Source organism: Bradyrhizobium sp. HKCCYLRH2060 (assembly GCF_051168135.1).
GTDB lineage: Bacteria > Pseudomonadota > Alphaproteobacteria > Rhizobiales > Xanthobacteraceae > Bradyrhizobium.
This window is the reverse complement of sequence record NZ_JBNPUK010000022.1, coordinates 19,597-45,617: the sequence shown is the minus strand read 5'-3', so window position 1 is coordinate 45,617 and position 26,021 is coordinate 19,597. Positions and strand designations below refer to the sequence as shown.

General features: G+C 66.8%; 21 protein-coding genes. 9 read left to right on the top strand and 12 right to left on the bottom strand.

Going from position 1 to position 26,021, the window contains the following annotated elements; genetic code table 11:
* Positions 1-3: 3 nt before the first annotated feature.
* Positions 4-1,032: a YcjF family protein gene (locus ACQR10_RS30050; protein WP_316216554.1), complete on the bottom strand. Its 1,029-nt coding sequence runs from the start codon at positions 1,030-1,032 to the stop codon at positions 4-6.
* The gene (locus tag ACQR10_RS30045; protein WP_316216555.1) at positions 1,029-2,492 is read right to left on the bottom strand and encodes a YcjX family protein; all 1,464 of its coding nucleotides are present in this window, start codon (positions 2,490-2,492) and stop codon (positions 1,029-1,031) included. The genes ACQR10_RS30050 and ACQR10_RS30045 overlap by 4 nt, the downstream gene beginning before the upstream one ends.
* Before the next feature lie 191 nt (positions 2,493-2,683).
* Here ACQR10_RS30045 and trhA point away from each other — a divergent pair, with 191 nt between their 5' ends.
* From trhA to ACQR10_RS30030, 3 genes are all read left to right on the top strand, one after another.
* A complete protein-coding gene (gene trhA / locus ACQR10_RS30040; protein WP_315759485.1) occupies positions 2,684-3,379 on the top strand; it encodes a PAQR family membrane homeostasis protein TrhA in 696 nt (231 codons plus the stop codon).
* 24 nt (positions 3,380-3,403) lie between these two features.
* Positions 3,404-4,198 carry an SDR family oxidoreductase gene (locus tag ACQR10_RS30035; RefSeq protein WP_316216557.1) on the top strand — a complete coding sequence of 265 codons (795 nt, stop codon included), beginning with the start codon at positions 3,404-3,406 and terminating at the stop codon, positions 4,196-4,198.
* Between the two features lie 192 nt (positions 4,199-4,390).
* On the top strand, positions 4,391-5,548 hold the full coding sequence (locus tag ACQR10_RS30030) for an IS481 family transposase (RefSeq protein WP_316216558.1): 1,158 nt from the start codon (positions 4,391-4,393) through the stop codon (positions 5,546-5,548).
* Positions 5,549-6,202: 654 nt separating this feature from the next.
* Here ACQR10_RS30030 and ACQR10_RS30025 read toward each other — a convergent pair.
* Entirely contained in the window at positions 6,203-6,676 is a 474-nt protein-coding gene (locus ACQR10_RS30025) for a MarR family winged helix-turn-helix transcriptional regulator (RefSeq protein ID WP_315803183.1), read from the bottom strand.
* Positions 6,677-6,761: 85 nt separating this feature from the next.
* Between ACQR10_RS30025 and ACQR10_RS30020 the strand changes: the two genes are divergently transcribed.
* Entirely contained in the window at positions 6,762-7,559 is a 798-nt protein-coding gene (locus ACQR10_RS30020; protein WP_316238097.1) for an SDR family NAD(P)-dependent oxidoreductase, read from the top strand.
* Positions 7,560-7,989: 430 nt separating this feature from the next.
* Positions 7,990-9,678, top strand: a complete 1,689-nt coding sequence (locus ACQR10_RS30015) for an outer membrane beta-barrel protein (RefSeq protein WP_316238096.1) — start codon at positions 7,990-7,992, stop codon at positions 9,676-9,678.
* Between the two features lie 398 nt (positions 9,679-10,076).
* Here ACQR10_RS30015 and ACQR10_RS30010 read toward each other — a convergent pair whose 3' ends face one another.
* From ACQR10_RS30010 to ACQR10_RS29980, 7 genes are all read right to left on the bottom strand, one after another.
* Positions 10,077-11,897 (bottom strand): hypothetical protein, encoded by a 1,821-nt coding sequence (locus tag ACQR10_RS30010; protein ID WP_316216563.1) that lies wholly within the window; start codon positions 11,895-11,897, stop codon positions 10,077-10,079.
* A 329-nt stretch (positions 11,898-12,226) separates the two neighbouring features.
* On the bottom strand, positions 12,227-13,849 hold the full coding sequence (mdlC, locus tag ACQR10_RS30005) for a benzoylformate decarboxylase (RefSeq protein ID WP_434912177.1): 1,623 nt from the start codon (positions 13,847-13,849) through the stop codon (positions 12,227-12,229).
* A 111-nt stretch (positions 13,850-13,960) separates the two neighbouring features.
* Complete coding sequence (locus tag ACQR10_RS30000; RefSeq protein WP_434912176.1) at positions 13,961-14,806, bottom strand: FAS1-like dehydratase domain-containing protein; 846 nt, start codon at positions 14,804-14,806, stop codon at positions 13,961-13,963.
* A gap of 2 nt (positions 14,807-14,808) precedes the next feature.
* On the bottom strand, positions 14,809-15,921 hold the full coding sequence (locus ACQR10_RS29995) for a CaiB/BaiF CoA transferase family protein (RefSeq protein WP_315803189.1): 1,113 nt from the start codon (positions 15,919-15,921) through the stop codon (positions 14,809-14,811).
* Between the two features lie 170 nt (positions 15,922-16,091).
* Complete coding sequence (locus tag ACQR10_RS29990; RefSeq protein WP_315803190.1) at positions 16,092-17,258, bottom strand: acyl-CoA dehydrogenase family protein; 1,167 nt, start codon at positions 17,256-17,258, stop codon at positions 16,092-16,094.
* 161 nt (positions 17,259-17,419) lie between these two features.
* Positions 17,420-18,001 carry a thiamine pyrophosphate-dependent enzyme gene (locus tag ACQR10_RS29985; protein ID WP_434873309.1) on the bottom strand — a complete coding sequence of 194 codons (582 nt, stop codon included), beginning with the start codon at positions 17,999-18,001 and terminating at the stop codon, positions 17,420-17,422.
* Positions 18,001-18,546 carry a phosphonopyruvate decarboxylase gene (locus tag ACQR10_RS29980; RefSeq protein ID WP_434873308.1) on the bottom strand — a complete coding sequence of 182 codons (546 nt, stop codon included), beginning with the start codon at positions 18,544-18,546 and terminating at the stop codon, positions 18,001-18,003. Before ACQR10_RS29980 ends, ACQR10_RS29985 begins: the two co-directional genes overlap by 1 nt.
* Positions 18,547-18,737: 191 nt before the next feature.
* On the opposite strand from ACQR10_RS29980, the gene ACQR10_RS29975 reads away from it, so the two are divergent.
* Positions 18,738-18,992 carry a hypothetical protein gene (locus ACQR10_RS29975; RefSeq protein ID WP_316216572.1) on the top strand — a complete coding sequence of 85 codons (255 nt, stop codon included), beginning with the start codon at positions 18,738-18,740 and terminating at the stop codon, positions 18,990-18,992.
* Positions 18,993-19,058: 66 nt separating this feature from the next.
* Here ACQR10_RS29975 and ACQR10_RS29970 read toward each other — a convergent pair whose 3' ends face one another.
* Positions 19,059-20,330 (bottom strand): cytochrome P450, encoded by a 1,272-nt coding sequence (locus ACQR10_RS29970; protein WP_434912175.1) that lies wholly within the window; start codon positions 20,328-20,330, stop codon positions 19,059-19,061.
* 365 nt (positions 20,331-20,695) lie between these two features.
* Complete coding sequence (locus tag ACQR10_RS29965) at positions 20,696-21,991, bottom strand: cytochrome P450 (protein ID WP_316216574.1); 1,296 nt, start codon at positions 21,989-21,991, stop codon at positions 20,696-20,698.
* Between the two features lie 224 nt (positions 21,992-22,215).
* Between ACQR10_RS29965 and ACQR10_RS29960 the strand changes: the two genes are divergently transcribed.
* From ACQR10_RS29960 to ACQR10_RS29950, 3 genes are all read left to right on the top strand, one after another.
* Complete coding sequence (locus ACQR10_RS29960) at positions 22,216-23,388, top strand: isovaleryl-CoA dehydrogenase (RefSeq protein ID WP_315803196.1); 1,173 nt, start codon at positions 22,216-22,218, stop codon at positions 23,386-23,388.
* Between the two features lie 208 nt (positions 23,389-23,596).
* Complete coding sequence (locus tag ACQR10_RS29955) at positions 23,597-24,730, top strand: DUF898 family protein (protein ID WP_316177660.1); 1,134 nt, start codon at positions 23,597-23,599, stop codon at positions 24,728-24,730.
* Entirely contained in the window at positions 24,705-25,850 is a 1,146-nt protein-coding gene (locus tag ACQR10_RS29950) for a M48 family metallopeptidase (protein WP_315803197.1), read from the top strand. Before ACQR10_RS29955 ends, ACQR10_RS29950 begins: the two co-directional genes overlap by 26 nt.
* The last annotated feature ends 171 nt before the right edge of the window (positions 25,851-26,021 follow it).

Here is a 26,021-nt window from a genome sequence, read left to right as displayed (position 1 = left end):
GCCTCATTCCTGCTCCTCCTGCTTGCGCAGGAGATCCTTGGCGAGATCCGCCAGCGCCGGCCGCGGCAGCGCGGCGAACGGCATCGGCCGGGTCACGTCGATGGCCGCGAGCCCGAGCCGCGCCGTGAGCAGTCCGTTGAGCACGCCTTCGCCGAGCCGCTGCGACAGCTTTGCCGCGATGCCATGGCCCAGCACCTGCTGGATCAGGCTGTCGCTCGCGGCCATGCCGCCGGTGATGGCGAGATGCGCGACGACATGGCGCAACAGGCTGATCATGCCGAGCGCGCCGGGACGGCCGCCATAGAGCCGCGCGAGCTGCCGGATCATCCGCAGGCTCGCGACAAAGACGAACAGCACGTCGATCAGCGCGCGCGGGCTGACCGCCGTGACCACGGATACACGTTGCGCCGCGACCGACACCAGCCGTCGCGCCTCGACGTCGAGCGGCGCCATCAGCTCGCGCTCGGCGAGCTTGATCATGTCGCCGCCGTCGATGATGTCGTCGGCGTGGCTGGCGAGCGCGGCACGCGGACGCGCCAGCCGGGGATTGGCATGTGCGATCCGCAGCAGCTCGGCGACCACCTCGCGGCTCTCGGCGCGATCGTCGGACAGCAGCACGGCGGCCGCGCGCTGATGCAGCTTCTCGATGGTGGCGAGACGCACCAGGCCGTAGGTCTCTCGGGCAATGACGACCGCCAATGCGATCGCGGCTGCGGCCGCGAATCCCGCGCCGACATAGCCGAGCGCCTCGCTGCGCGCGAACAGATCCTCGATCAGCCGGGTGACGCCGAGGCCGAGGCCGAGCAGGACGAGGCCGGTGACCGAGCCCCAAAAAAGTGCGCCCCAGCGAAAGCCGCGCCGTGCCGGCAGCACGGTCTCGACCGGCACCGGCAATTGCGCCGGGTCGGCCTCAGGCGTGATCTGGATGGTGCCCCGGCCGGGCCGGGCGGCGTCCTCGGCATCGACCACGACGACGTCGGGATCATCGAGCCGGAAGGTCTGGGGACGACGAGGCTTGGCGCGTTCGCTCATTGCAGCCGGTCTCCGATCAGGAACTGAAGGGCGCGGTCCATGCGGATATGGGGCAAAGCGGGCTCGCCGCCAGCATCGGGGGCCAGCAAAGGCGGGCGGAAGCGCAGAAAGCGGAAGTCGGTGCCGTCGGCGGCAGCGCTCGACAGGCCGCGATAGGCGCCGCCCTTGAACAGCTCCTCCGGATCGGCCGGCAGCTCGCCCGGAAACGTCGCCACCTCGGTGTCGCCGTCGAAGATCTCGGCATTGGCGCTTTCGCCGGCGGCCGGCGTGCCGAGCAGCGACGGCAGCTTGTCGCGGCCGCGGGCGACCAGCGCCTCGCGCGTCGCCCTGACGGCGGCCAGTGCCACCACATCGATCGCAGCGCCCGTGCTCTCGGCCCGGGCCACCGCGCGGTTGACGGCGCGCCGCAGCACGGCTTCGAGCCGGTCGTGGCTGGTGTGATGCAGATGGTCGGCCTTGGTCGCCGCGAACAGGATGCGGTCGATATGCGGCCGGAACAGTGCGGTCAGCAGATTGCCGCGTCCGACGCGGAAGCAATCGAGAATGCCGGTCAGCGCCGCCTCGAGATCGTGCAGCGCCTCCGGTCCGGCATTGAACGCGGCCAGCGCGTCGACCAGCACGATCTGGCGGTCGAGCCTGGCGAAATGGTCGCGGAAAAATGGCCTGACAACGATGTCCTTGTAGGACTCGTAGCGGCGCGCCATCATCGCCCACAGCGAGCCGCTCGGTGCCTGGCCGTCGGCCGGCACGTCGAGCGGCGCAAAGGTCAGCGCCGGCGAGCCCGCGAGATTGCCGGGCATCAGGAAGCGTCCGGGCGGCAGCAGGCTCATGGCGAAGCGCTCGTCGCGGCAGGCGCGCAAGTAGTCGGTGAACAGCCGTGCGGCCTCGAGTGTCGCCGACTCGTCCTCGCGGCCTTCGGGGGCGAGCGTCGCCAGATGCGCGTGCCAGTCCCTGGCGACATGCGCGCGCGGCTCGCTGCGCGACAGCGCGAGGCTTTCCCGCGCCCATTGCTCATAGCTCTTGTTCAGCAGCGGCAGGTCGAGCAGCCATTCGCCGGGATAGTCGACGATGTCGAGCGTGAGCGTCCGCTCGGCGCCGTTGGCGCGCTGGAATTCCATCACCAGCCTGAGCTCGCTGATGTCGACGGTCGAGCTCGGCCAGCGTCGCTCGGTGACCAGCGCCCGCACGTGGCTCTCATAGGCAAAGCGCGGCACGCCGTCGTCGGGTTGCGGCGTCAGATAGGCGCGGGCGATGCGGCCCGAGGCCAAGGCCTCGAACACCGGCATGCGCCCGCCGCGAACGAGGTCGTGGATCAGCGCCGTGATGAACACGGTCTTACCGGCCCGCGACAGCCCGGTGACGCCAAGGCGGACGGTCGGGTTGAGGAAGCTCTCGCCATAATCGAGCAGGGCACGGGCCGAGAGCCGCGCTTCCTCGACGAGTTCGGAAAAGGTCACCATGGGAGGAGGGGAATTCGCCAGTTGAAAAGGGCGTGAGCGATTGTTGACAGGTGGCGATGCAAAACACCGGATTCAAGCTCACAATTCCGGCCCGTTTCCGGATAGAACCAGACTTTGAACGGAACGTTGACCACTGGAAACCATAATCCTTCCGGCACAATTGTCCCGGAAAACCGGCACCAGGCTCTGACATGACCGTATTTCAACTGAAGCAGTTCGCCTCGACCTCCGTCCATGCCGCCACCGGCGCGATGCGCTGGAACTACGACAAGGTCGAGATGATCGCGGACGGCGTCGTCCACGTCGTCGGCATCGCCGCCGGGCTGGTCGCCGCAACCGTGCTCGTCGTGCTGACCTCGATCTATGCCAGCGCCGTCGACATCGTGGTGGTGTCGATCTATGTCGCGGGACTGCTCTCGATGCTGACGCTGTCGGCAACCTATAATCTGTGGCCGGTGTCGCCGACCAAATGGGTGCTGCGCCGCTTCGACCACTCCGCCATCTACGTGCTCATCGCGGCCACCTATACGCCGTTCATCGCCGCCCTGAAGGACACGGTGTTCTCGGCCGCGCTGCTGCTCGGGGTCTGGGGCGTCGCCATCTTCGGCATCGTTCTGAAGCTGCGCTGGCCGGGCCGCTTCGACGCGCTGTCGATCGGGCTGTATCTCGCGCTCGGCTGGAGCGGCGTCATGATGTACGACCGGGTGATCTCGGTGATGCCGGCCTCGGTCCTGGCCTGCGTGCTCACCGGCGGCATCCTCTACAGCCTCGGCGTCATCTTCCACTCGTGGCGGCGCTTGCGCTTCCAGAACGCGATCTGGCATGGTTTCGTGTTGCTGGGCGCCGGCTTTCATTATACCGCGGTGCTCGACCTGGTCTTGACCTAGAAAATTCCACGAGGAGGGCTTTGCATGCAGGTGACCGGCAAGATTGTTGTGGTCACCGGCGGAGCCCGCGGCATCGGCAAGGCGCTGTGCGAGGCGTTCGCGGCTGCTGGGGCGGCCAAGGTGATCGTGGCCGATCTCGACGAAGCCGGCGCCAAGGCCGTCGCTGATGGCATCGGCGGCGCCGCCTTCAGATGCGACGTCTCCCAGGAAGCCGACATCCGGCACGTGATCGAGGAAACCGAGCGGCAGTTCGGGCCGATTGCGCTGTTCTGTTCCAATGCCGGCATCGGCGGCGGCTTCGACCCGTTGTCGGTCAATGTCGGCGGCACCTCCGACGAGCCGTGGGCGCGGAGCTGGGCCATTCACGTGATGGCGCATGTCTACGCGGCGCGGCATCTGATCCCGCGCTACAAGGCGCGCGGCGGCGGCTATTTCCTCAACACGATCTCGGCGGCCGGCCTGCTGTCGCAGGTCGGCAGCGCGCCTTACTCCACCACCAAGCATGCCGCGGTGGGATTTGCCGAGAATCTCGCGATCTCGCACAAGGCCGACAACATCAAGGTCTCGATCCTCTGTCCGCAGGGCGTCGACACGGACATGCTGCGATCGATCCCGAAGGGCCCGCAATCCGGCGACGGTGATCTGACACCCGAGCAGGTCGCGCAGGACGTGCTGAAAGGGCTTGCCGAGGAGAGCTTCCTGATTCTCCCGCATCCGCAGGTTCTCGGCTACATGCGCAAGAAGACCGAGAACTACGACCGCTGGCTCGGCGGCATGGCGAAGATCCAGGCGAAGATGCGGGACGAGTTCGGCAACTAGGATTGCAGCCATTGTCGTCGGATGATTTGAGTTGTCGGACAATCTGACAGTGGACCCTTCGCGACACATCGGACATTGGTCGTTTCCGTCATTGCGAGCGAAGTGTTCAGCCCGGGGACATGGCTGACAGGTGTTCGGAGACATGGTTGACACCTCAAAATTGGCTCGATTCGTCAAGCAAAGGGGCGAGCGATGCCGTGGCGAGAGGTGTCTGTCATGGACCAGCGACGAGAGTTTGTGATGCTTGCCAAGCAGGAGGGAGCCAACCGGCGGCAGCTGTGTCGGCGGTTCGGCATCAGCCCCCAGACCGGCTACAAATGGATCGAGCGGTCTGACGCCGGCGATACGACGCTGGCGGACCGGTCGCGGCGGCCGCATCGAAGTCCGGAGCGCACCGCAGCTGCGACTGAGCAGCAGATTGTCGCGTTGCGCGATGCTCACCCGGCCTGGGGCGCGCGCAAGCTCGCGCATCGTCTCGATCGCGATGGGCAAGCTGTCCCGGCGATCTCCACCGTGCATAACATCCTGCGCCGCTACGATCGGGTGACGGAGCCTGGCGGCACGCCCGGGCAGCCCTACACGCGGTTCGAGAAGGATGCGCCCAATCAGCTGTGGCAGATGGACTTCAAGGGACACAGTGCGCTGGAGAACGGTGTGTCTTGTCATCCGCTCACCGCGCTGGACGATCACTCGCGCTTTTCCTTGTGCCTGGCGGCCTGCGACAATGAGCGCGGCTCTACGGTCAAAGGACATTTGGAGACGACGTTCCGCCGCTATGGACTGCCGGATGCGATGTTCGTCGACAACGGTGGCCCCTGGGGCTTTACTCTCGAAGACCCCTGGACCGCGTTGACGGTCTGGCTGCTGAAGCTCGGCGTTCGAACGATCCATAGCCGGCCCTATCATCCCCAGAGCCGCGGCAAGAACGAACGCTTCCACCGCAGCCTGAAGGCCGAGGTCTTTGCCTTCAAGCGTTACAGGGACCTTCCCGATGTCCAGCGGGCACTCGACGAATGGCGAGCCGTCTACAATCTCGACCGCCCCCATGAGGCTCTCGACTTCAATGTGCCGGCAAGCCGCTATCGGCCCAGCCAACGCACCATGCCGGATCGCCTTCCGACGGTGGACTACGACGAGGGGGAGATCGTCCGTTCCGTGTCGAGCACGAAGGCCTATGTCAGTTTCGAGGGACGGCTCTGGAAAGTCCCTCAAGCCTTTCGCGGTGAGCGACTCGCTATTCGTCCACTCAGACAAGACGGAAAATTCGGAGTTTTCTTTGCCGCTCATCAGATCGCAGCGATCGATTTGCGTGACCCCAAAAGTGTCAACCATGTCCCCGAACAGGTGTAAGCTATGTCTCCGGGCTAAACAGCAGCGAAGCAATCCAGAGTCGCGAGCGCTGCCCCGGATTGCTTCGCTTCGCTCGCAATGACGGCGTGGCAGGTCCTGCGTCCATATCCGCACGGCTCATGACATGACCTCGCGTTCTCGCGACCTTGGGCGTCCGAGTTGTACGGTCATTTGGCTCCCTCCGAACAGACGAAGGGCGCAGGGAATGCCGGGTGAGGGCCTCACCCATGGCCCGCCTGCAGAAAAAAATGCAGGCGGCAGGTACCACAGGCAAAGCCGAACACTCCGGCATTCCCTGCGCGACGGTCTTTAACGCTTATACGCAGTCTCCCTGGTGCGCCGGGCTTGTTGGCCACCATGCCGCGACAATGCTTGCGCATTGCGCGGGTGATACCAGCGTCGGGGTATCAGGACCCTGCGACTTCACGTCCGCAAGTTGCCGTTCGTCCGCGCGCAAGCACGCTGCGACATCTCGCGGCCATCGCTCCCCGCCTCGCGTGTCGTGACGATCGCGCAACGCCCCTTCGTGTGAGGCGGGATGCGCGGAAACATCGTCCTGATTTGCCCGACGGTGCAAGGCCACGTGCTGCGGCATTTCAACACGACGGGCAGTTTCGTCATGACGCGCATGCGCAATCTGCCCGTCGGGCGCGCTCATGGCTCCGACGGCTGCATGTCCTGCTCTGCCGCGCGCCAAGCTTCGAGCGCGCGGGCGTACAGCAACAGGCCCTCGCGCACCGTGCGCTGCTCGGCCTTCGACAGCGACGACAGGGCGCCGCGAACCTGCTGGCGGCCGAAGGCGTGCAGCGCCGCCAGCGTTTTCCGTCCCTTGGTTGTGAGGCAGAGCGGCTTGATGCGGGCGTCGCCGGCATCGATCGTCTCCTGCAACTCGCCGCTGTCGATCAGCTTGCGGACCATGCGGCTGATGCTGGATTTCTCCAGATGCAGGATCGTGCCGAGCTGCATCGCCGTCAGCGGGCCGCGCAGGCCGATCTCCAGGATGGTGTGAACCGCCGACGGCGGAAGGTCGGTGGCGGCCAGCGTCGCTTCCATGAAGCCGAGCTCGCGCACCATCAGGCGCGCGGCGGCGCGGATGTCGTCGACGAGCGTGAGATCCGGGTCGGGCATCTTGACTCCTGCCATATAGTTGTATCATACAACAAATAGACGATGCAACGTGGCATCGACGACGCCGTACAGCGGAGGGTCGGAGATGAGTGATACGCAGCTCACGGCCGGGGCAAGCGCGCCCGCGGCGTCGCGGATGCAGGGGCAGGTCTGCCTCGTCACCGGGGGCGGCTCCGGCATCGGCCGGGCCGCCGCCTTGAAGCTCGCCGCCGGCGGCGCAGAGGCAGTCGTCGTCGCCGGACGGCGCGAGGCCGAGCTGGCCGATACGGCGGCACGATGCCGGGCGCTCGGGGCCGAGGCGCTCGCGGTGAAGGCCGACGTCACGCGCGAGGACGACGTCGCGAACCTCGTGCAGGCCGTGCTGGATCGCTATGGCCGGCTGGATGCGGCGTTCAACAATGCCGGATTCCAGGAGCGCCGGGCGCCGATCGAGCAGCAGGGCGACGGCGTCTATGCGGACGTGTTCGACACCAATGTGCGCTCGGTGTTCCTGTGCCTGCGCGCGCAGTTGCCGGTCATGTATGCGCAGGGCCGCGGCCGCATCGTGATCAACGCCTCCGTGAGCGGCGTGCGCAATCCGAATGCGGGGCTTGCGCTCTATTCGGCGTCGAAGGCCGCCGTGATTTCGCTGACGCGATCGGCCGCGATGGAGGCGGCGCCGCGCGGCGTCCGGATCAACGCGATCGCGCCCGGACGCGTCGTCACCGACATGATGCTGCGCGCCGGTGTCGGCGACATCGCGACCGTCGCCGCCGGCCTGCCGCTGCGGCGGATGGGGCAGCCCGAGGACATCGCCGAGGCCGTGCTGTGGCTATTGTCGGACGCGTCGTCCTATGTCGTCGGCCACGTCCTGGCGGCCGATGGCGGCTTCCTCGCGTCCTGAATCCGAGAGGCGTCGGCCGTCGCCGACGACGCAGCGCCCGCGATCGCCGCAGCCGTCTCGGACCCTTGATTGTCGTCGAAAGAGGATCATGCCGAGGTCCGAATTTCGCCGGCTTCCGCGCAGCGATCGTCTTCGTTTCAACTAATTAGTTTGGTCTGCGAACGCCAAGACACCGCTGCGCGGCTTCGCGGCGACTCATTGCGAACAGCTCTCAATCTCGCCTGAAATCATCCCGGCTCGGCAAAACTTCCGCCGACGTTTTCCGGCTATCTGCCAGGCAAGGGGAGCTCGTCGCGTGCATGCGCTGCGTATTCATTGCGACGGCGCCCTGACCTGACGTCGTCGCGTGATATTGGCATACCCCGGCATTGCTTTGCAGGCTCATTCACCACACAAGACCGGCGCGTTCGCGGTGCGGACCAAGCGGCTCATGGTGACGCGATCCCACCGCGGGGTCACGCTCGCGCTCGTCGAGGTGCTGCTGTTGACCGTGATGGTGGTGGACGGCGCGTCCGCGCAGCAGACCATCAAGGCCAAGCCGACGGACGTCGTTCCGGGACGCGCCGACCGGCTGTTCTTCCGTCACGTGACGGCGCGCAGCATCTACTACAACGTTCCGCGGATCACCAACGACAGCCGGACGCTGATGATGCGCCAGGACCCGCGTGGCGTCAGCGCATTGCTGCGTCCGGTGCGCGAGGCCGGTGCGCCGTCGCTGGCCGCGCCGGGCAAGCGCGACGCGGCGGTCGGCAGCTTCGGATTCGCCGCGTTTCAGCCCGCCCGTGGCGCGCGCGTCGCCACGGCCGAGCCGGCGGGAGACGCTCAACGCGCCGCGCCGCAACCCGCCGCACGGCAGATCGCAGCAAAGCCAGCCGCCGAGGCACAGCCGGCCAAGCCGGACGAGACCGTGGCAGCAGCCCAGCCCGCGGCCGTGCTGCGCAACCGCGACGTTCTTCCCGATCGCAATCTGAACACGGTGAAACCGCAACCGGTGACCGCCGATGCGAAGCCCTACGATCCGACGGGTGTGATGGTCGGGTCGTTCCTGGTGAAGCCCGCCGTCGAGATCCAGGCCGGCTACGACACCAATCCGACCCGGCGAAACGGCGGGCAGGGCTCACCGGTCGCCATCGTGGCGACGGAGGTCGCGGTCCGCTCGCAATGGGAGCGGCATCAGCTCAACGCCGATTTCCGCGGCGCCTACACCGAGGACACCAACGTCCGTTCGCTCAGCCATCCGACCTTCGAGGCGCGGGCGCAAGGGCGCTATGACGTCACCGAGGGCACCGCGATCACCGGCGAGGCGCGTTTCGTCAACGATGCATTGGCGCTGCCGGGCGCGCTCAAGCTGCCCCGCGCCACGACGTTCGGCGGCAGCGCCGGCGTGCTGCAGAAGATCGGTCCCGCCGAGATCGCATTCAAGGGATCGGCCGACCGCGTCGTGTTCAACGACGCGCTGATCGTCGCCAACGTGCCGCTGCGGACGCAGGACCGCAACTACACCCAGCCGGGCGCGCAGGTCCGCATCACCTATGCGCTGACGCCGAACATCTCGCCGTTTGTCGACATGAGTTTCGATCGGCGCAACCACGATCTGCAGGTCGACTTCAACGGCCAGCGCCGCGATTCCAGCGGCATCACCGCGCGCGGCGGCGCCGTCGTCAACGTGGGAACGCTGACCGGCGAAGCCTCGGTCGGCTATCTCACGCGCCGCATGGACTCGCCGCTGATGCCGAACATCAACGGCGTGATCGCGGATGCGACGCTCGCCTGGGCCGCGACCGACGCCACCACCTTCGTGCTGGTGGCGCGCTCGCAGGCCTCCGAGACGCCGGCGATGAACGTCTCGGGCATCCTGTCGCGCGACGTGATCCTGCAGATGGATCATCAGTTCGAGCCGTGGCTGATCGGAACGCTGCGCGGCGGCTACGGCCAGGATCAGTTCGTCGGCATCGGCCGCGTCGACCAGCGCATGTTCGTTGCCGCGGGCGGCACCTACAAGATGAACCGCAACGTTCAGCTCAAGAGCGAGGTCCGCACCGAATGGACCCGCTCCAACATCGCGCTGAACAACTTCATGGCGGTGGTCGGCGTCGTCGGCGTGCGATTCCAATATTGAGCGGGCAACAGGGCGGGTGGACGACAGTCGCCGCGTGCACCTCGGCCCGTCGTTCCGCGCGAGCCGCGCGACAGCGAGGGCGCGAACGCGAACCCGCGCTTCCGACGCGGCGACGTCTGTCCGACCGGATTTGCGGCCGATGCGCGCGGTCTGCATCGCCGTCGAGGGCGGGCTGGCCCATCTCGCGCAAAAAAGAAAGGCCCCGCAGGGGACGGGGCCTCGAGGCAACGCATGCCTGACGGGTGGGGTGACCGGGGAGTCTCACGCGGCGGGATGAGGTCAGGTCGCCGACGCGTGCGCCATCCCCGGTCGGTTCGGCATGCGGCTGGTGATGGTCTTGTTATCGTTATCGGTGTCCGCGTCGCCCGGCGTAACCCGAGCGGCGGCGCGGAGCGGTCTTACTGTTCGAGCGCGGCCAGCGCGGCGTTGCCGATCTGCTGCGCCTCGGCCCAGGCGGCCTGGGTGGCCTGCTGGGCGGCGGTGTAGCCGGCCTGGATCTGCTGCTGAGCCGTGGCCCGCAGCGCCTGCTCCTGCTGCTCGCCGGTCTCGCGGGCCTGGGTCAGGGCCTGGTTGTCGGCGTTCAGCGTCGCGTTGGCCTGGTTGAAGGCGTTGGCGGTGGTCTGCGCCTTGGCCTGGGCGGCCGCCAGCGCAGCCTGGTTGGCCGCATTGTTGGCGCGCTCGAGGACCTCGGCGGCCTCCTGTGCGTCCTGCTTGGCCTGTTGCGCAGCCTGGCGCGCCTGCTCCAGGGCCTGCCGGTCGGCGTTCACCTTCTGCTCGGCCGCTTCGACGGTCGCATCGATCGTGCCGATCTTCTGGTTCAGCGCAGCCTCGACCGTCTTCTGGTTCTGGGTCGCGGCCGCCTGCGCGGCCTGGGTCTTCTGCTGGGCCACCGCGCGTGCCTGCTCGCCGGTCTTCAACGCCGCCTGCAGCGCAGCCTGCTCGGCGGCTTCCTGGGCCGCCTGGTTCTGCTGGTTGTTGTTATTGTTGTTGTTGCCGCCGTTGCCGGCCGCCGCTCCGCCATTGTTGGCATTGCCGCCATTGTTGGCGTTGCCGGCCGCCTGGCCGGCCTGCTGGGCCGCCTTGCCGGCGGCCTCGGCCGTCTCGCGCGCGGTGTCCTTGGCGGCGTTGGCGGCTTCCTTGGCCTCGTTGGAGACGTCGATGTCCTTGTCGAGCTTCTGGAACGCGGCCTGCAGCGCGGCCGAGGCCGCGCTCAGCTTCGCGGCGTTCGCGGTCGCCGCGGCCTGGTTGGCGGCTGTCGGGTTCTTTTCAGCCTGTTCCTGCGCCTCGATCGCGGCGCCCTTCGCGTTCTGCTCGGCCTGACGGGCGACGTCGATCGCCTTGCGGTCGGCAGCGACCTGCGCCTCGGCGGCGGCCGCGGTCTGCGCCGCGGCTGCTGCGGCGGCATTGGCCTTGGCGACGGCATCGCTGCTGCTCGACGCTGCGGCGGCCGCCTTGGCCGGCGTCGCTGCGGCTGCCGGCGCCGCGGTGGCCTTGGCGAGCGCGACGGTGGTCGTGGTTGCCGCGGCCGGCTTGGCGGCGGTGGTGGTCGTGCTTGTGGTGGTCGCGGCGGCGGTCTTGGCCGTGCCGGTCGTCGTCGTTGCCGCGGTGGCGGCAGCAGCGGGCTTGGCAGCGGTGCTGGCGGCGGCGACAGGCTTGGCGGCCGTGCTGGTCGTCGCAGCCGCGGTGGTGGTGGTGGCAGCAACCGGCTTGGCGGTGGTGCTGGTCGTCATGGCCGCGGCCGTCGTCGTTGCAGCCGCAGTCTTGGCGGCACTGCTCGCCGCGGTCGCCGCAGCGGCGGTCGCAGCCGTGGAGGCAGCCGTGGAAGCAGCCTTGGCGGCGGCGCTGGCCGCGGCCTTCGCAGCGGCGTTGGCTGCAGCCTTCGCAGCCGCGTCGGTCGCCGCCTTCGCAGCAGCCTGCTGCGCAGCCTTGGCGGCGGCCTGCTGCGCGGCCTTGGCGGCGGCAGCAGCCGCGGCCTTGGCAGCGGCATCCTGGGCAGCCTTGGCGGCCGCCTGTGCCGCGGCTTTCGCCGCCGCATCCTGCGCCGCCTTCGCGGCGGCGTTGGTGGTGGCCGACGTGGCAAGGGCGGTGGTCATCGCCTGCGCATGGGCCTGATGCGGCAGCGCCGTCACCGCCAGAGCGGACATCAGGGCCAGCACGCTGACATGGCGATAGAGATCGGTCCTCGACGCCGCGGTTTGAAGATTCTTCTTATCCGCCATCAGCTCAACTCCCTTGGTACGCTGGATTGGATGATGGAACCTTTTGAAAATGATTTTGGCTTGCAGAATGGTCGGACCTTGCAAGCAGCAAGGCGTCTGCCTGCGAGCTGACGGCAGGATTTCGCGATGTTTGCGGCAAGCCGGCCGCGGCGAGATGGCGCGGGGGAGCAGAAAGCTTTGGAAACAATTGGTTGCGCTCGACACCGCCGGTTGCACGGTTGCGGCGGGCCGATGAGCATTTCGCGGCGAGCCATGCTGCCGCCATTGAAGATGCGACGTATTGTCGCATACGGCGCAGTTGACAGAACGTCCGCTGTACGAACGCGGGCTCAGCCCTTCTGGGCGTAGAGCAGCGGCACCGCGGCGTCGACCATCACCTCGATGAGGCTGGTGCCGGCATGGGAGAGGCCTCGCGCCAGCGCACCTTCGAGCTCGGCGGCATGGCTCACGCGCATCGCGTCGCAGCCCATGCCCTCGGCGAGCTTGACGAAATCGAGGCCGGGCAGCTCGAGCCCGGGCACGTTGCGCACCTGCATGACCTGGCTGAACGAGCGCATCGCGCCATAGCCGGAATTGTTGATGACCACGACCGTCAGCGGCAGCCGGCGCTGCGCTGATGTCCACAGCGCCTGCAGCGAATACATCGCCGAGCCGTCGCCGATCAGGCACACCGTGCGGCCGGTGCTACGGCCCAGCGCCATGCCGACCGCCGCCGGCAGGCTGTAGCCGAGCCCGCCGCTCGCCATCGTGTAGAACGAATCCGCGCCCGGCATCGGCATGTACTTGTGCATCACCGGCCGGTGCGAGGGAATCTCCTCGACCACGGCGCTGCCCGCCGGAAGCGCCTGCGCCAGCGTATGTAGGAGATAGTCGACCGGGATCGGATCGGCTGGCTTCGGCGCCGCCGGCAGTACGCGGCCCTTCGGCGCCGTGCGCCTGGTCTCCGGCAGCAGCTCCAGCAGCAGCGACAGCGCCGGGCGCATCGTCGCGATGATGCTGGTGCCGATCGGCGGCACCGCGGCGCCCTCGGCGTCGTCGGTGATCTGATACAGCGTCGTCGCGCCGTCAAAGATCGCGGCATGGCCTTCGACATGGAAGGTGAAGACCGGCGCGCCGATCACGACGACGAGGTCGTGCGGCTTCAGGGCGTCGGACAATTGTCCGGGCGAGGCGTGCAGGAAGCCCTGGAATTGCGGATGGCGCTCGGGGAACGAGCAGCGCGCCGAGAACGGGCTGACCCAGACCGCGGCCCTGGCCTTCTCGGCGACCGCAACCATCAGGTCGACGCAGCCGGCGCGATCGATGCCGGGGCCGACCACGAGCGCGGGATTCCTCGCGGCGGCGAGCGCGCCCACCAGCTCGTCCATCGCGGCGCGATCGGGGCCGAGCTCGCGGCTGACCTTGCGTGCGGCGATCGGCTGCGCCGGATGCATCCAGTCGTCGATCGGGATCGAGACGAAGGTCGGCCCGCAGGGCGGCTGCATCGCCGTGTAGTAGGCGCGCGCGATCGCGCCCGGCACGTCCTCGGGCCGCGCCGGCTCGACGCTGTATTTGACGTAGGGGCGCGGAAACTCCGAGGGACGCTCAGCATAGAGAAACGCCTGCAGCGGCAGGATCGAGCGCGCCTGCTGGCCGGCCGTGATGACGAGCGGCGTCTGGTTGCGGTGCGCGGTGTAGATGTTGCCGAGCGCGTTGCCGACGCCGGCCGCCGAATGCAGATTGACGAAGCCGGCATTGCGCGTCGCCTGCGCGTAGCCGTCGGCCATGCCGACGACGGAGGCCTCCTGCAGGCCGAGCACGTAGTCGATGTCCTCGGGCCAGTCGCTGAGGAACGGCAGCTCGGTCGAGCCGGGATTTCCGAACACCTTCTTGATGCCGAAGGCGCGGAGCAGCGCGAAGGTGGCCTGCTTGACGGTCACGGGCTTGGTTGTTGTTTTGGTTGTTCTTGCCAAAGGCGTTTCCTCGAATTGCCGTCATTGCGAGGAGCGAAGCGACGAAGCAATCCAGAGTCCCGGGTGCGGCCCTGGATTGCTTCGCTTCGCTCGCAATGACGATAGCCTATCTCACCACGTCGCGGTGCCCTTCATGGTCGGCTGCCGCTCGGCGTTGGCCGTCCACAGCTCGAGGCCGCCATCTTTGTCGTTGGCGTTGACCGAGAACTCGCTGCCTTCGAACAACGGTTGCACGCCGCGGTAGGTGAACCTGGCCGGCGGCTTGCCCTTCAGCCTGGCGGCGAACTCGACCAGCAGCGCCGCCTGCAGCGGGCCGTGGAAGATCAGGCCCGGATAGCCTTCGACCCTGGTGACGTAGTCGCGGTCGTAGTGGATGCGGTGGCCGTTGAAGGTCAGCGCGGAATAGCGAAACAGCAGCACCGCATCGGACACGCGCGTCTCGCTGTGCTGCGCGACCGGAGGCGGCGGCGCTTTTGCCGGCGCAGCCGGCGCGCCGCCCATGTCGCGATAGACAATGTCCTGGCGCTCACGGACCGCGACACCGCGCGGCGTCGATACGACATGCTCCACCGACACGAAGCAGAGCTGGCCGGTCGAGCCGCTCTTCAGGGTGACGTCGGTGATCGTCGAAACACGCGTCGCGACATCGCCGACGCGCAGGGGATCGACGAACTGCACCTCGCCGCCGGCCCACATCCGCCGTGGCAGCGGCACCGGCGGCAGGAAGCCGCCGCGCGTCGGATGGCCGTCGGGGCCGAGCTGATCGTGCGGAAACACCGGTTGGCCCAAACACCAGTGCACTGTGTAGGGCGCGATGTCGCCGGTCGTCGGTTCGCCGATGTCCAGGAACAGCGTCGCGCGCAGGCCCTTGGTGAGCTGCGGGGTGACGAGGTCGGTCGCCTCGGCGCTGCGGCCGATCCATTGCCGGAGGTGATCGAGATCGAGCATGTCCGTCATGATCATCCCTTTCGCTGATGGGGCGAGGCGGCCTCGCCGATCGCGGGCACGGCGCCGTAACGCCTGTCGTCGCCGACCACGATCGCCGCCGGTGCGGGATAGCTGACGACGCCGTTTGGCGTGTCGACCTCGATCCGCCGCAGATGCGGGTGGACCGCGAGATCCGACATGCTGTTGACCTCGGCAAAGGCGATGTCGGCGCTCGCGAGCTTGCCCAGCAGCTCATCGCGCGACAGCGCCGCGAAGCGCTCGGCGACGATGCCGTCGGTCAGCGCACGATTGCGCACGCGCGCGACCATGTTGGCGAAGCGCGGATCGTCGGGCAGGGCAGGCTGGTCCAGCACCTTGGCACACAGCGTCTTCCACTCGCGCTCGCTCTGGATCGAGATCAGGATGTCCTTGCCGTCCTTCGAGGTGAACACGCCATAGGGCGCGATCGAGGGATGGGCGAGGCCGATGCGCTTCGGCGCATTGCCGGCTTCCGCGTTGAGCAGCGGCACCGTGAGCCAGTCGGCCATCACGTCGAACATCGAGATCCTGATATCGGCGCCGTCGCCGGTGCGGCCGCGCTTGATCAGCGCCTCCAGGATCGCGGCATGCGCCGTCGCGCCGGTGGCGACGTCGACGATCGACATGCCGACGCGCGACGGACCATCCGGCCCGCCGGTGATCGAGGCGAGCCCGCTCTCGGCCTGGATCAGCAGGTCATAGGCCTTGCGGTCGGCGTAGGGACCGGTGTCGCCGTAACCGGTGATGGTGCAGCAGATCAGCTTCGGATAGTCCTTGCGCAGCCGCTCGCGGGCGAAGCCCATTCTGTCCATCGAGCCGGGCTTGAGGTTCTGCAGCAGCACGTCGGCGCCGGCGATCAGCTTCTCGAGCTCGGCGCGGCCTTCCGGCTTGGCGAGATCGACGACGCGCGAATCCTTGCCGCGGTTGAGCCAGACGAAGTAGCTGCTCTGCCCCTTGGCGGCGGCGTCATAGCCACGGGCGAAATCGCCCTCGGGCCGCTCGATCTTGATGACATGAGCGCCGGCATCGGCCAGCCGCGACGAGCAGAACGGCGCGGCCACCGCCTGCTCGACGGCGATGACGGTGATTCCCTCAAGCGGCAGCATGGCGTGAACTCACGAAATGGGGCCTCATGGTTCGAGACGCGCCGCAAGGGCGGCGCTCCTCACCATGAGGGGCTAAAGATTTCGTCGCATACAAGATCCTCATCCTGAGGAGCCCGCCGCAGGCGGGCGTCTCGAAGGATGGCCGCGGGCGATTGTTCCGACCGTGCATATCAGTACGAACGCGGCATGCCGAGCACGTGCTCGGCGACGTAGGAGAGGATGAGGTTGGTCGAGATCGGCGCCACCTGATACAGCCGCGTTTCGCGGAACTTGCGTTCGACGTCGTATTCCTCGGCGAAGCCGAAGCCGCCATGGGTCTGGATGCAGGCATTGGCCGCCTCGAACGAGGCGTCGGCCGCGAGCATCTTGGCCATGTTGGCTTCGGCGCCGCAATCCTGCCCGGCCTCGTATTTGCGGGTGGCTTCCTTGACCATCAGCTCGGCGGCCCGCATCGACGCATAGGCCTTGGCGATCGGGAACTGGATGCCTTGATTCTGGCCGATCGGACGGCCGAACACGACGCGCTCCTTGGCATAGGCGGTGGCCTTGGCGATGAACCATTTGGCATCCCCGACGCATTCGGCCGCGATCAGGATGCGCTCGGCATTCATGCCGGAGAGGATGTAGCGGAAGCCCTTGCCTTCCTCGCCGATCAGGTTCTCCGCCGGAACGCGCATGTCGGTGAAGAACACTTCCGTCGTGGCGTGGTTCATCATCGTCCGGATCGGGCGGATGGTGAGCCCTGCCTTCTTGGCCTCGCGCATGTCGACGATGAAAACGGAGAGACCCTCGGTGCGCTTCTGCACCTGGTCCTTCGGCGTGGTGCGCGCGAGCAGGATCATCAGGTCGGAATATTCGGCGCGGCTGGTCCAGATCTTCTGGCCGTTGACGATGTAGCTGTCGCCGTCACGCTTCGCGACCGTCTTCAGCGAGGTCGTGTCGGTGCCCGAGGTCGGCTCGGTGACACCGAACGCCTGCAGCCGCAACTCACCGCTGGCGACCTTGGGCAGCCACTTCGCCTTCTGCTCGGCCGAGCCGTGCCGCAGCACCGTGCCCATCGTGTACATCTGGGCATGACAGCCGCCGCCATTGCAGCCGGCGCGCTGGATCTCCTCGAGGATCGCCGCCGCCGCCGACAGCTTCAATCCGGCGCCGCCATACTCCTCGGGGATCAGCACGGAGAGATAGCCGGCCTGCGTCAGCGCATCGACGAAGGCGGAAGGATAGGCCATCTCGCGATCGAGCTTGCGCCAGTATTCGCCGGGGAACTGCGCGCACAGCTTGGCCACTGCGTCGCGGATGTCGGCGTAATCGTCGTGCTGATGCTGGTCTGTCATGTGTTGCTCCGCGGGCCGCCGTGACGCGGCCTGGGCTCTCTCCCTGGACTTGTTCCTGATAGCCTATGACCAAGCGGGTCACGCTTGGCAAGCTTGGAATGCCAGCGTTGCAGCCGAGCAGCCTTGCCGGAGCGACAGAGCAGGCGGCCTGCGGCTGCGTTCTAGCTGACGGGAAATCCGAGATGACCGCGGAAACGGTTCTTGAGGAAGACACCGTCGCGTGCGGGCAGCGCGCGGTCGACGTGATCGGTCGAGATCGCGACGCGGGCGAAATGCGGCCCGGACAGATCTTGCAGCTTCGGCCGAAAGGCATCGAGCGCCGCGCTGTCCTCGATGGTGCTGACCGAGGGAAAGCCGGCTCCGGTCGCGATCAGTTCGAGATTTGCGCCGAGCCCGGAATGGCTCATCTGCATCCCGGTCTCGCCGAAATGGGCGTTGTCGAGCACGACGATCGCAAGATTGCGCGGCCTCTTCGCAGCCGATGTCGCGAGGCTGCCGAGCCCCATCAACTGCTCGCCGTCACCGGTGATGACCGCGACGGGTCGTGACGGCTGCGCCAGCGCCAATCCGAGGCCGATCATGGCTGCGCCGCCCATCGCGCCCCAGAGATAGAAGTTGGTGTCGTGATCGCCCGCGGCGAACACGTCGTAGGACGCTGAACCGAGGCCGCTGACGACCAGCAGGTCGCCACGGTCCTGCAGCAGCGCCTTGACGGCGGTGCGGCGGTCGAGCGGTGCTCTCATCACTTCACCTCCGTCCACTTCTTGGCGCCGATCATGCGCTGGGAGATCAGCACCGCGATCGGCTGATCGCTGTCATAGGCAAGCTTGGCGGCGGCCGCCGCCATCTCGCCGGCGTCCTCGGGATGCTCGAGCCGGAACACGGTGACGCCCATGATCTCGAAGGCGGCCTGCGTGGCCTTTCCCATCGGCACCTGCCACGGATTGAACTCGGCCCATTCGCCGCGCATGGTCACGAAAGTGAGGAACGGGAAGCGGCAGCTCTGAAGCAGCGAGAGCATGTTGACGCAATTGCCGACGCCGCTCGATTGCATCAGCAGCACCGCGCGCTGGCCGCCGAGCCAGGCGCCGGCGGACAGCGCGACGCCTTCCTCTTCGGTGGTCAGGACCGTGGTGGCGATCGCGGGATCGTCATGCGCAAGGCCGATCAGACGGGAATGGCCGGCGTCCGGGACGTAGCAGAGTTGCCGGACGTCGGCGGCCTTCAGCGCCTCGTAGATGGCAAGCGGCCAGTCGGGGCCTGTTGTCGGCGGGTCGGATACTGCCATGACGACTTTCGGTAAATGAGCACCCGCAAAGGGTGCGAGGAATGATCTGGTCAAAGCACGCGTTGCGCCTCATCACATGAGGTCATCATGTCTCCCCGTGATTTTATGGGCAACCCCACGCTTGTGCTTGCGATCGTGCTGGCTATTGTTCCCGTGTTTGATCTCACATGACATCTCAAGGGAATGATTTGATGAAACTGCTTGGTTTTTTCCTGGTATCGACCGCGCTCTTCGCTTCCAGCGTTGCAAACGCCAGAGAGCGCAACGACAGTCCTCACTCTCAAGCCTGCATGGCAAAGAACGGCTTCTCCCTCGACATGTGGCGTGCCCATCGTGCCGGGACCGACGTGCAGGTTCTGAAATACATCATGTGTCGCGATCGGGTATCGAAGGCCCAAGCGCTCGAGATTGGGCGGGCTGACGGCAATTTCAGTCGCGGCTTCTAACTCGAATTGCGCCGCCGGGTTGCGACGACGGGCGATCGAACAGGTGGGGGGCCTCAGGCGTGGCCCTCACCCCGGAATCCTCACAGGCAGCGACTCGTAACCTCGCACGAAGCTGGAATAGACCCGCTTCGGCTCGCCCACGACCTCGATTCGGTCGAAGCGCTTGAGGATCTCCTGCCAGACGATGCGCAGTTGCAGCTCGGCCAGCCGCATGCCGACGCAGCGGTGGATGCCGAAGCCGAAGGAGAGGTGGATGCGCGGCCGCTTGCGGTCGATGATGAAGGCGTCGGGGTTCTCGATCACCTCATCATCACGGTTACCCGAGACGTACCACATCACGACGCGATCACCCTTCCTGATTGTCTTCCCGCCGAGCTCGGTATCGACCAGCGCCGTGCGCCGCATATGGGCGAGCGGCGTCTGCCAGCGGATCACCTCGGGCACCATGGTCTCGATCAGCGCCGGATTGTCGCGCAGCTTCTGATACTCGGCCGGGTTCTCGTTCAGCGCCAGCACCGAGGCGGTCATCGTATTGCGGGTGGTGTCGTTGCCGCCGACGATGAGCAGGATCAGATTGCCCATCAGATTGTCCGGCGTCATGTGCCGCGTCGCCTCGCTATGCGCCATCATCGAGATCAGGTCGCGGCCGGGCTCGGCCTGGCGTTGCTTCCACATCCGGCCGAAGGTCTCGGCACAGTCGCCGAGCTCGCGGCGGCGCTCCTCTTCCGATGACACGATGCCGCTCTTGGGCAGCGCGGTTGAGACATCCGACCAGCGCGTCAGCTTGCGGCGCTCCTCGAACGGGAAATCGAACAGGGTCGCCAGCATCTGCGTCGTCAGCTCGATCGAGACCTTCTCGACCCAGTTGAAGGTCTCGTTGCGCGGCAGCGAGTCCAGCACCTTGGCCGAGCGCTGCCGGATCAGCACCGCCATCTCGTCGAGATGCTCCGGCGTGAACATCGGCTGCACCGTCTTGCGCTGCTCGCCATGGCGGGGTTCGTCCATCGCGATGAAGCTCGGCCATTCATATCCGGGCGGCACGTCGCGGATCATGATGCCGCCATTGCTGACGTCCGAGGAGAAGAGCGCGTGGCTGGTGTCGACATGCATGATGTCGTGATAGCGCGTCACCGACCAATAGGGCTCGATCGGCGCCTTGGTGCAGTAGTGCACCGGCGCCTCCTTGCGCAGCCGCTCGAACCACGGCCAGATCGTGTCGCTCTGGAACAGCCTGGGCGCGCCGGGATGGAAGTCCTCGATCGGGGTGGAGTAGGCCTCCAGCCGCGCCTCGCGCAGCAGATCGGCATGGTCGGAACGAAGCGCGGCCTGAGCGGTCATGGGGTGGTCCTTTTGTTGAACTCATCACCGCGCCACTTGAGGATCGGCAGGCGCGGTGCTCATGAATGCGCCCTCTCCCCTTGTGGGAGAGGGCATGTAGGACAGTTCTGCGAATTCGGTCGGGTGAGGGGTATCTCTCCACGAGCGTCGCTCGCGGGGAGATACCCCTCACCCGACCGCGTGCGCGGATGGGCCGGTGATGCCCTCTCTCCCACCCTGGCGAAGCTTCGCTTCGCCTTAGGGGAGAGGGCACTGTATCGCGCAGCGTGCTGAGCGGCCTCGGCCTGCATTCGTGAAGCATGCTCACCCGACGAAGCAATTCCTGCCGCCCCCGAATTCGCGATCGATTCGCCCTCAAATACAACTTACGCCGCAATCGTGACCGGCAATGTCTCATATCCCTTCACGAAGCTGGAATAGACGCGCTTGGGCTCGTCCATCACGTCGATATGATCGAAGCGTTTCAGGATCTCCTCCCAGATGATCTTGAGTTGCAGCTCGGCCAGTCGCAGGCCGACGCAGCGGTGGATGCCGAAGCCGAACGACAGATGCTGTCGCGGACGGGCGCGGTCGATGATGAAGTCGTAGGGGCGCTCGATGGCGGCCTCGTCGCGGTTGCCCGAGACGTACCACATCACCACCTTGTCGCCCTTCCTGATCTGCTTGCCGCGGAACTCGATGTCCTCCAGCGCGGTGCGGCGCATGTGGGCGAGCGGGGTCTGCCAGCGGATGACCTCGGGCACGAAGCTGTCGATCAGCGCAGGGTTGTCCTTGAGCTTGCGGTACTGATCAGGGTTCTGACTGAGCGCATAGATGCTGCCGGACATGGTGTTGCGCGTGGTGTCGTTGCCGCCGACGATCAGCAGCACGAGGTTGCCGAGGAAGTTCTTCGGGTCCATGTTCCGCGTCGCCTCGCTGTGGGCCATCATCGACAGCAGGTCGCTCTTCGGCGGCTGGCTGGCGCGCTCCTGCCAAAGCCGACCGAAATAGCGCGCGCAGTCCATCAGCTCCGCCTGCCGCTCGTCCTCGGTCGCTACCAGCCCGTCGGGGCCGGGAATCGTGGTGGCGATATCCGACCAGCGCGTCAGCTTGCGGCGGTCTTCCCAGGGGAAGTCGAACAGCACCGCCAGCATCTGCGTGGTCAGCTCGATCGAGACGCGATCGACCCAGTCGAACACCTCGCCGACAGGCAAATTGTCCAAACATTCGGCGGAGCGCTTGCGGATGTTGATCGCGAGCTCGTCGAGATGCGTCGGCGTGAACATCGGCGCCACGGTCTTGCGCTGCGCGGCGTGGCGCGGCGGGTCCATCGCGATGAAGCTCTCGCGGCGGAGATCCGGATCGACGTCGCGAATGGTGATGCCGCCGAGCGCGGACGCCGAGGAGAACACCGCGTGATTGGTCTCGATCTCCATGATGTCGTCGTAGCGGGTGATCGACCAGTAGGGGCCGAACATCGATTCCTTGCAGTAGTGCACCGGATCCTCACGGCGCAGCCGGTCGAAATAGGGCCAGTGCGTGTCGGTGCGGAATAACTCCGGATGACCGGGGTCGAATTCGGCGAGCGGCAGCGATGCGGCGCGGCCGGCGGCAGCGTCGATGACGCGCTCGCCCTTCGCGGCGTGACGATGTGCCTCGGCCGTCGTGCTGGTCCCGTGCATGGACGTCTCCCTGATGGCCGGATTCGCGCTGTCCGGCGATGCTTGGCGCGATTACATCCTGCCCGGGAGCGCGGGGCAAGCGCCGAGTTTGACGGGGGCTGCCCCGTCAAGTCTTGCGTCGCAAGGCTGGTGTTCGGCCGGACGTCGGGCGTGACAAGCGCCACGCCACGGAATATGGCTTTGAGCCATTGTTGCAAAGCAGAAGACTAGCAGGAGGCCGCCCCATGATCGCCAACGCGCAGCGCATGTTCAATTTCGATCTCGGCGAGACCGCGGACGCGATCCGCGAGACGGTGGCGAGCTTTTCGCAGGAGCAGATCGCGCCGCGCGCCGCCGAGATCGACCGCTCCAACCAGTTTCCACGCGACCTCTGGCCGCGGATCGGCGAGCTCGGCCTGCACGGCATCACGGTCGAGGAGGAGTATGGCGGCGCCGGCCTCGGCTATCTCGAGCACTGCATCGCCATGGAGGAGATCTCGCGCGCCTCGGCCTCGGTCGGCCTGTCCTACGGCGCCCACTCCAATCTCTGCGTCAACCAGATCCGCCGCAATGGCAACGAGGCGCAGAAGCGCAAATATCTGCCCAAGCTGATCTCGGGCGAGCATGTCGGCTCGCTGGCGATGTCCGAGCCGCAGGCCGGCTCCGACGTGGTGTCGATGAAGACGCGCGCCGAAAAGAAAGGCGACCGCTTCGTCCTCAACGGCAACAAGATGTGGATCACCAACGGTCCGGTCGCGGAGACGCTCGTGGTCTATGCCAAGACCGATCCGCAAGGCGGCCCGCGCGGCATCACCGCGTTCATCATCGAGAAGGGCATGAAGGGGTTCTCGACCGCGCAGAAGCTCGACAAGCTCGGCATGCGCGGCTCCGACACCTGCGAGCTGGTGTTCGAGGATTGCGAGGTGCCGGAGGAGAACGTGCTGGGGCAGGTCGGCCGCGGCGTCAACGTGCTGATGTCGGGCCTCGACTACGAGCGCGCGGTGCTCGCGGCGGGTCCGCTCGGCATCATGCAGGCCTGCATGGACGCGGTGCTGCCCTATGTGCACGAGCGCAAGCAGTTCGGCCAGCCGATCGGCACCTTCCAGCTCGTCCAGGGCAAGGTGGCCGACATGTATACGACGATGAACGCCGCGCGCGCCTATGTCTATGCGGTGGCCAAGGCCTGCGATCGGGGCGAGACGACACGCGAGGACGCCGCGGGCGCCATTCTGTTCGCCGCCGAAAAGGCGACGCAATGTGCGCTGGACGCGATCCAGCTGCTCGGCGGCAACGGCTACATCAACGACTATGCGACCGGGAGGCTGTTGCGCGATGCCAAGCTCTACGAGATCGGCGCCGGCACCAGCGAGATCCGCCGCATGCTGATCGGGCGGGAATTGTTCGAGAAGACGTCCTGAGGCGCCGACCTAACGGTTGGCGTATGCGGGACATGCGTTCGCCAACCGGCCAGTTGCAGATATTTTAATCATCCCCACCCAGGCCGGTGTTTTTTTCCGGCCGACTTAAGTAGAAAATGCGTCGAACCTCGGAGTCGTCCCGGCGACGAACCATCGAGGCATATTGTAGATCTTTTTGCGTGTGTCGGAGGCCTGAGCCGTGAACCAGATGAGTTACGTTCCGGAGCAGCCGCCGCCGCTTCCGCCTCTCACCGCTACCTTCTCGGGGGCGCGTGGCGAGTTCTTCCGGCTGGTCAGCCGCGGGGCGGCCATCGAACTGATCACACTGGGCTTCTACCGCTTCTGGCTCGCGACCGACATCCGCCGGCATCTCTGGGTCAACACGGCTGTCGACGGTGATGCCGCCGAATATACCGGGCGCGGCAAGGAGCTCCTGATCGGCTTCCTGTTCGCGATGGCGATCCTCGTCCCGATCTATCTCGCCTATTTCCTCATCGGCGTCGAGGCCGAGCGCTACCAGGGCTTCGCCAGCGTGCCGCTGGTGATCGCCTTCTACGCGTTCGGCCAGTTCGCCATCTTCCGCGCGCGCCGCTACCGGCTGACGCGCACGGTCTGGCGCGGCATCCGGTTCTGGATGACGGGTTCGGGCTGGGCCTATGCCGGCCGCGCCATGCTGTGGACCTTGTTGGCGGTGGTCACGCTGGGGCTGGCCTGGCCGTGGCGCGCCGCCGCGCTCGAGCGCTACAAGATGCGGCATTCGCATTACGGTGATCTCAGCGGCGACTTCGAGGGGCGCGGCTGGGAGTTCTTCAAGCGCGCCTGGTATCTGTGGCTGGTCGCGCCGTTTGCACTGCTGCTGTTTCCGCTGTTTCCATTCGTCTATGCGCAGTTCAAAGCGATCGAGTGGCGCTGGTGGCTGTCGGGCATTCGCTTCGGCGGCGTGCGGCTGGAATCGGACCTGCCAAACAATGCCTTCTACGGTCTCTACTGGAAGGTGATCGGCTGGTGGTTTCTGCTGTCGATCGCCTCCGGCGCCTATTTCAGCGGCGTCGCCGCGCTGATGATCAAGCTGCTGGGGCCGGGAAGCGACGGCCTGCCTCAGGTGCAGGCGCTGTCCGACAATGTGCCGATGCTGGTGCTGGTCGGATTGGGCTACATCGCCTGGATCCTGGCGCTCAACGTCGTGATGCGGCTCTATCTGGTGCGCGACATGTGGGCGAAGGTGCTGCAGTCGGTTCATGTGCATGGCATCGAGGCCATGGCCAATGTCGCCGCCAAGGGCGATCTGGCCAGCGCGCTCGGCGAAGGGTTTGCCGATGGACTCGACGTCGCCGGATTCTGATCCCGGGCCGGCGGGCGCTGCTGCGCCAGCCAACGCCACGCCGGTCGAGCCGGCCGCTCCGCTCGGCGGCCCCGCGGTCTATTTCGACGGACTATCCAACCGGCGGCAGACGGTCACGATCGGCCTCGCCAATCAGCTGGTGATGCGCAGCGCCGACAATTTCGTCTCCTGGCCCTATGAGGACATCCGCCGTGTCGATGCGCCGAGCGGCACGCTGCGCGTAAGCTGCCTGTCGGCGTCGCCGCTGGCGCGGCTGGAGATCCGCGACGCGGCGCTGTCGGCCGAACTGATCGCGCGCTGCGGCCACATCGACCAGAACAGGATGACCCGCGGCGCCATCGCGCGCATCGTCGGCTGGTCGCTGGCGGCCGCGGCCTCCATCGTCGCCGTCGTGCTGGTGGTGATTCCGTTCGCCTCCGACCGGCTGACGCCGCTTGTGCCGCCGACCATGGAGCGGCATCTCGGCGAGGCCGCCGTGGTGCAGATCCAGACCGTGTTCGGCGACAAGCTCTGCACCGAGGCGGCCGGGCAGGCCGCCTTCGCCAAGCTGGTGACGGCGCTGCGCCGCCCCGCCGGCCTTGACGACGGCATCGCGTCGCAGGTGCTGGACACGCCGATCCCCAACGCCTTCGCGCTGCCGGGCGGGCGGTTCTTCCTGTTCAGGGGGCTGCTCGACAAGGCCAACGACCCCGACGAGGTCGCCGGCGTGCTGGCGCATGAGCTCGGCCACCTCAAGCATCGCGACAACCTGCGGCAGCTGATCCACAATGGCGGCAGCTCGTTCCTGATCGGCCTGCTGTTCGGCGACGTCACCGGTGCGGGCGCGGCGGTCTTCGCCTCGCGGGCCATGATCAACGCGTCCTATTCGCGCGAGGCGGAGGCGGCCGCGGACGGCTTCGCGATCGAGGTGATGCACAAGCTCGGACGGCCGACGCGCCCGATGGGCGAATTGCTGTTCCGCATCACCGGCAAGGAGGACGGCAAGCGCCCGTCGCTGTGGGCCAGCCATCCGCTCAGCGAGGACCGTCTCGCCCGCATGCGCGCCGAAGACCGGCCGCCGAGCGGCCCGCCGCTGCTGAGCGCGGAAGAATGGCGGGCGTTGAAGGGGATTTGCAAGTAGCGGAGTTGCCGCCGCCGCTACTGAGTTGCCGGGTCCGTTTCGGCAAAACCGGTGTCGTCCCGGCGAACGCCGGGATCCATAACCACCGAGTTTGATTGTTGGAAGAAGGTCTCGCCCAGCGTGCTTCATCGCAGGGCCGCGGCGTATGGGTCCCGGCGTTCGCCGGGACGA

Coding starts and splice junctions, on each gene's coding strand:
- ACQR10_RS29960 (WP_315803196.1), top strand. CDS start 22,216: ATGATCGCCAACGCGCAGCGCATGTTCAATTTCGATCTCGGCGAGACC.
- ACQR10_RS30050 (WP_316216554.1), bottom strand. CDS start 1,032: ATGAGCGAACGCGCCAAGCCTCGTCGTCCCCAGACCTTCCGGCTCGAT.
- ACQR10_RS29990 (WP_315803190.1), bottom strand. CDS start 17,258: ATGACAGACCAGCATCAGCACGACGATTACGCCGACATCCGCGACGCA.
- ACQR10_RS30000 (WP_434912176.1), bottom strand. CDS start 14,806: ATGACGGACATGCTCGATCTCGATCACCTCCGGCAATGGATCGGCCGC.
- ACQR10_RS29955 (WP_316177660.1), top strand. CDS start 23,597: ATGAGTTACGTTCCGGAGCAGCCGCCGCCGCTTCCGCCTCTCACCGCT.
- trhA (WP_315759485.1), top strand. CDS start 2,684: ATGACCGTATTTCAACTGAAGCAGTTCGCCTCGACCTCCGTCCATGCC.
- ACQR10_RS29985 (WP_434873309.1), bottom strand. CDS start 18,001: ATGAGAGCACCGCTCGACCGCCGCACCGCCGTCAAGGCGCTGCTGCAG.
- ACQR10_RS30045 (WP_316216555.1), bottom strand. CDS start 2,492: ATGGTGACCTTTTCCGAACTCGTCGAGGAAGCGCGGCTCTCGGCCCGT.
- ACQR10_RS29975 (WP_316216572.1), top strand. CDS start 18,738: ATGAAACTGCTTGGTTTTTTCCTGGTATCGACCGCGCTCTTCGCTTCC.
- ACQR10_RS29970 (WP_434912175.1), bottom strand. CDS start 20,330: ATGACCGCTCAGGCCGCGCTTCGTTCCGACCATGCCGATCTGCTGCGC.
- ACQR10_RS30010 (WP_316216563.1), bottom strand. CDS start 11,897: ATGGCGGATAAGAAGAATCTTCAAACCGCGGCGTCGAGGACCGATCTC.
- ACQR10_RS29950 (WP_315803197.1), top strand. CDS start 24,705: ATGGACTCGACGTCGCCGGATTCTGATCCCGGGCCGGCGGGCGCTGCT.
- ACQR10_RS29995 (WP_315803189.1), bottom strand. CDS start 15,921: ATGCTGCCGCTTGAGGGAATCACCGTCATCGCCGTCGAGCAGGCGGTG.
- ACQR10_RS29965 (WP_316216574.1), bottom strand. CDS start 21,991: ATGCACGGGACCAGCACGACGGCCGAGGCACATCGTCACGCCGCGAAG.
- ACQR10_RS30020 (WP_316238097.1), top strand. CDS start 6,762: ATGAGTGATACGCAGCTCACGGCCGGGGCAAGCGCGCCCGCGGCGTCG.
- ACQR10_RS30015 (WP_316238096.1), top strand. CDS start 7,990: ATGGTGACGCGATCCCACCGCGGGGTCACGCTCGCGCTCGTCGAGGTG.
- ACQR10_RS30025 (WP_315803183.1), bottom strand. CDS start 6,676: ATGCCCGACCCGGATCTCACGCTCGTCGACGACATCCGCGCCGCCGCG.
- ACQR10_RS29980 (WP_434873308.1), bottom strand. CDS start 18,546: ATGGCAGTATCCGACCCGCCGACAACAGGCCCCGACTGGCCGCTTGCC.
- ACQR10_RS30030 (WP_316216558.1), top strand. CDS start 4,391: ATGCCGTGGCGAGAGGTGTCTGTCATGGACCAGCGACGAGAGTTTGTG.
- ACQR10_RS30035 (WP_316216557.1), top strand. CDS start 3,404: ATGCAGGTGACCGGCAAGATTGTTGTGGTCACCGGCGGAGCCCGCGGC.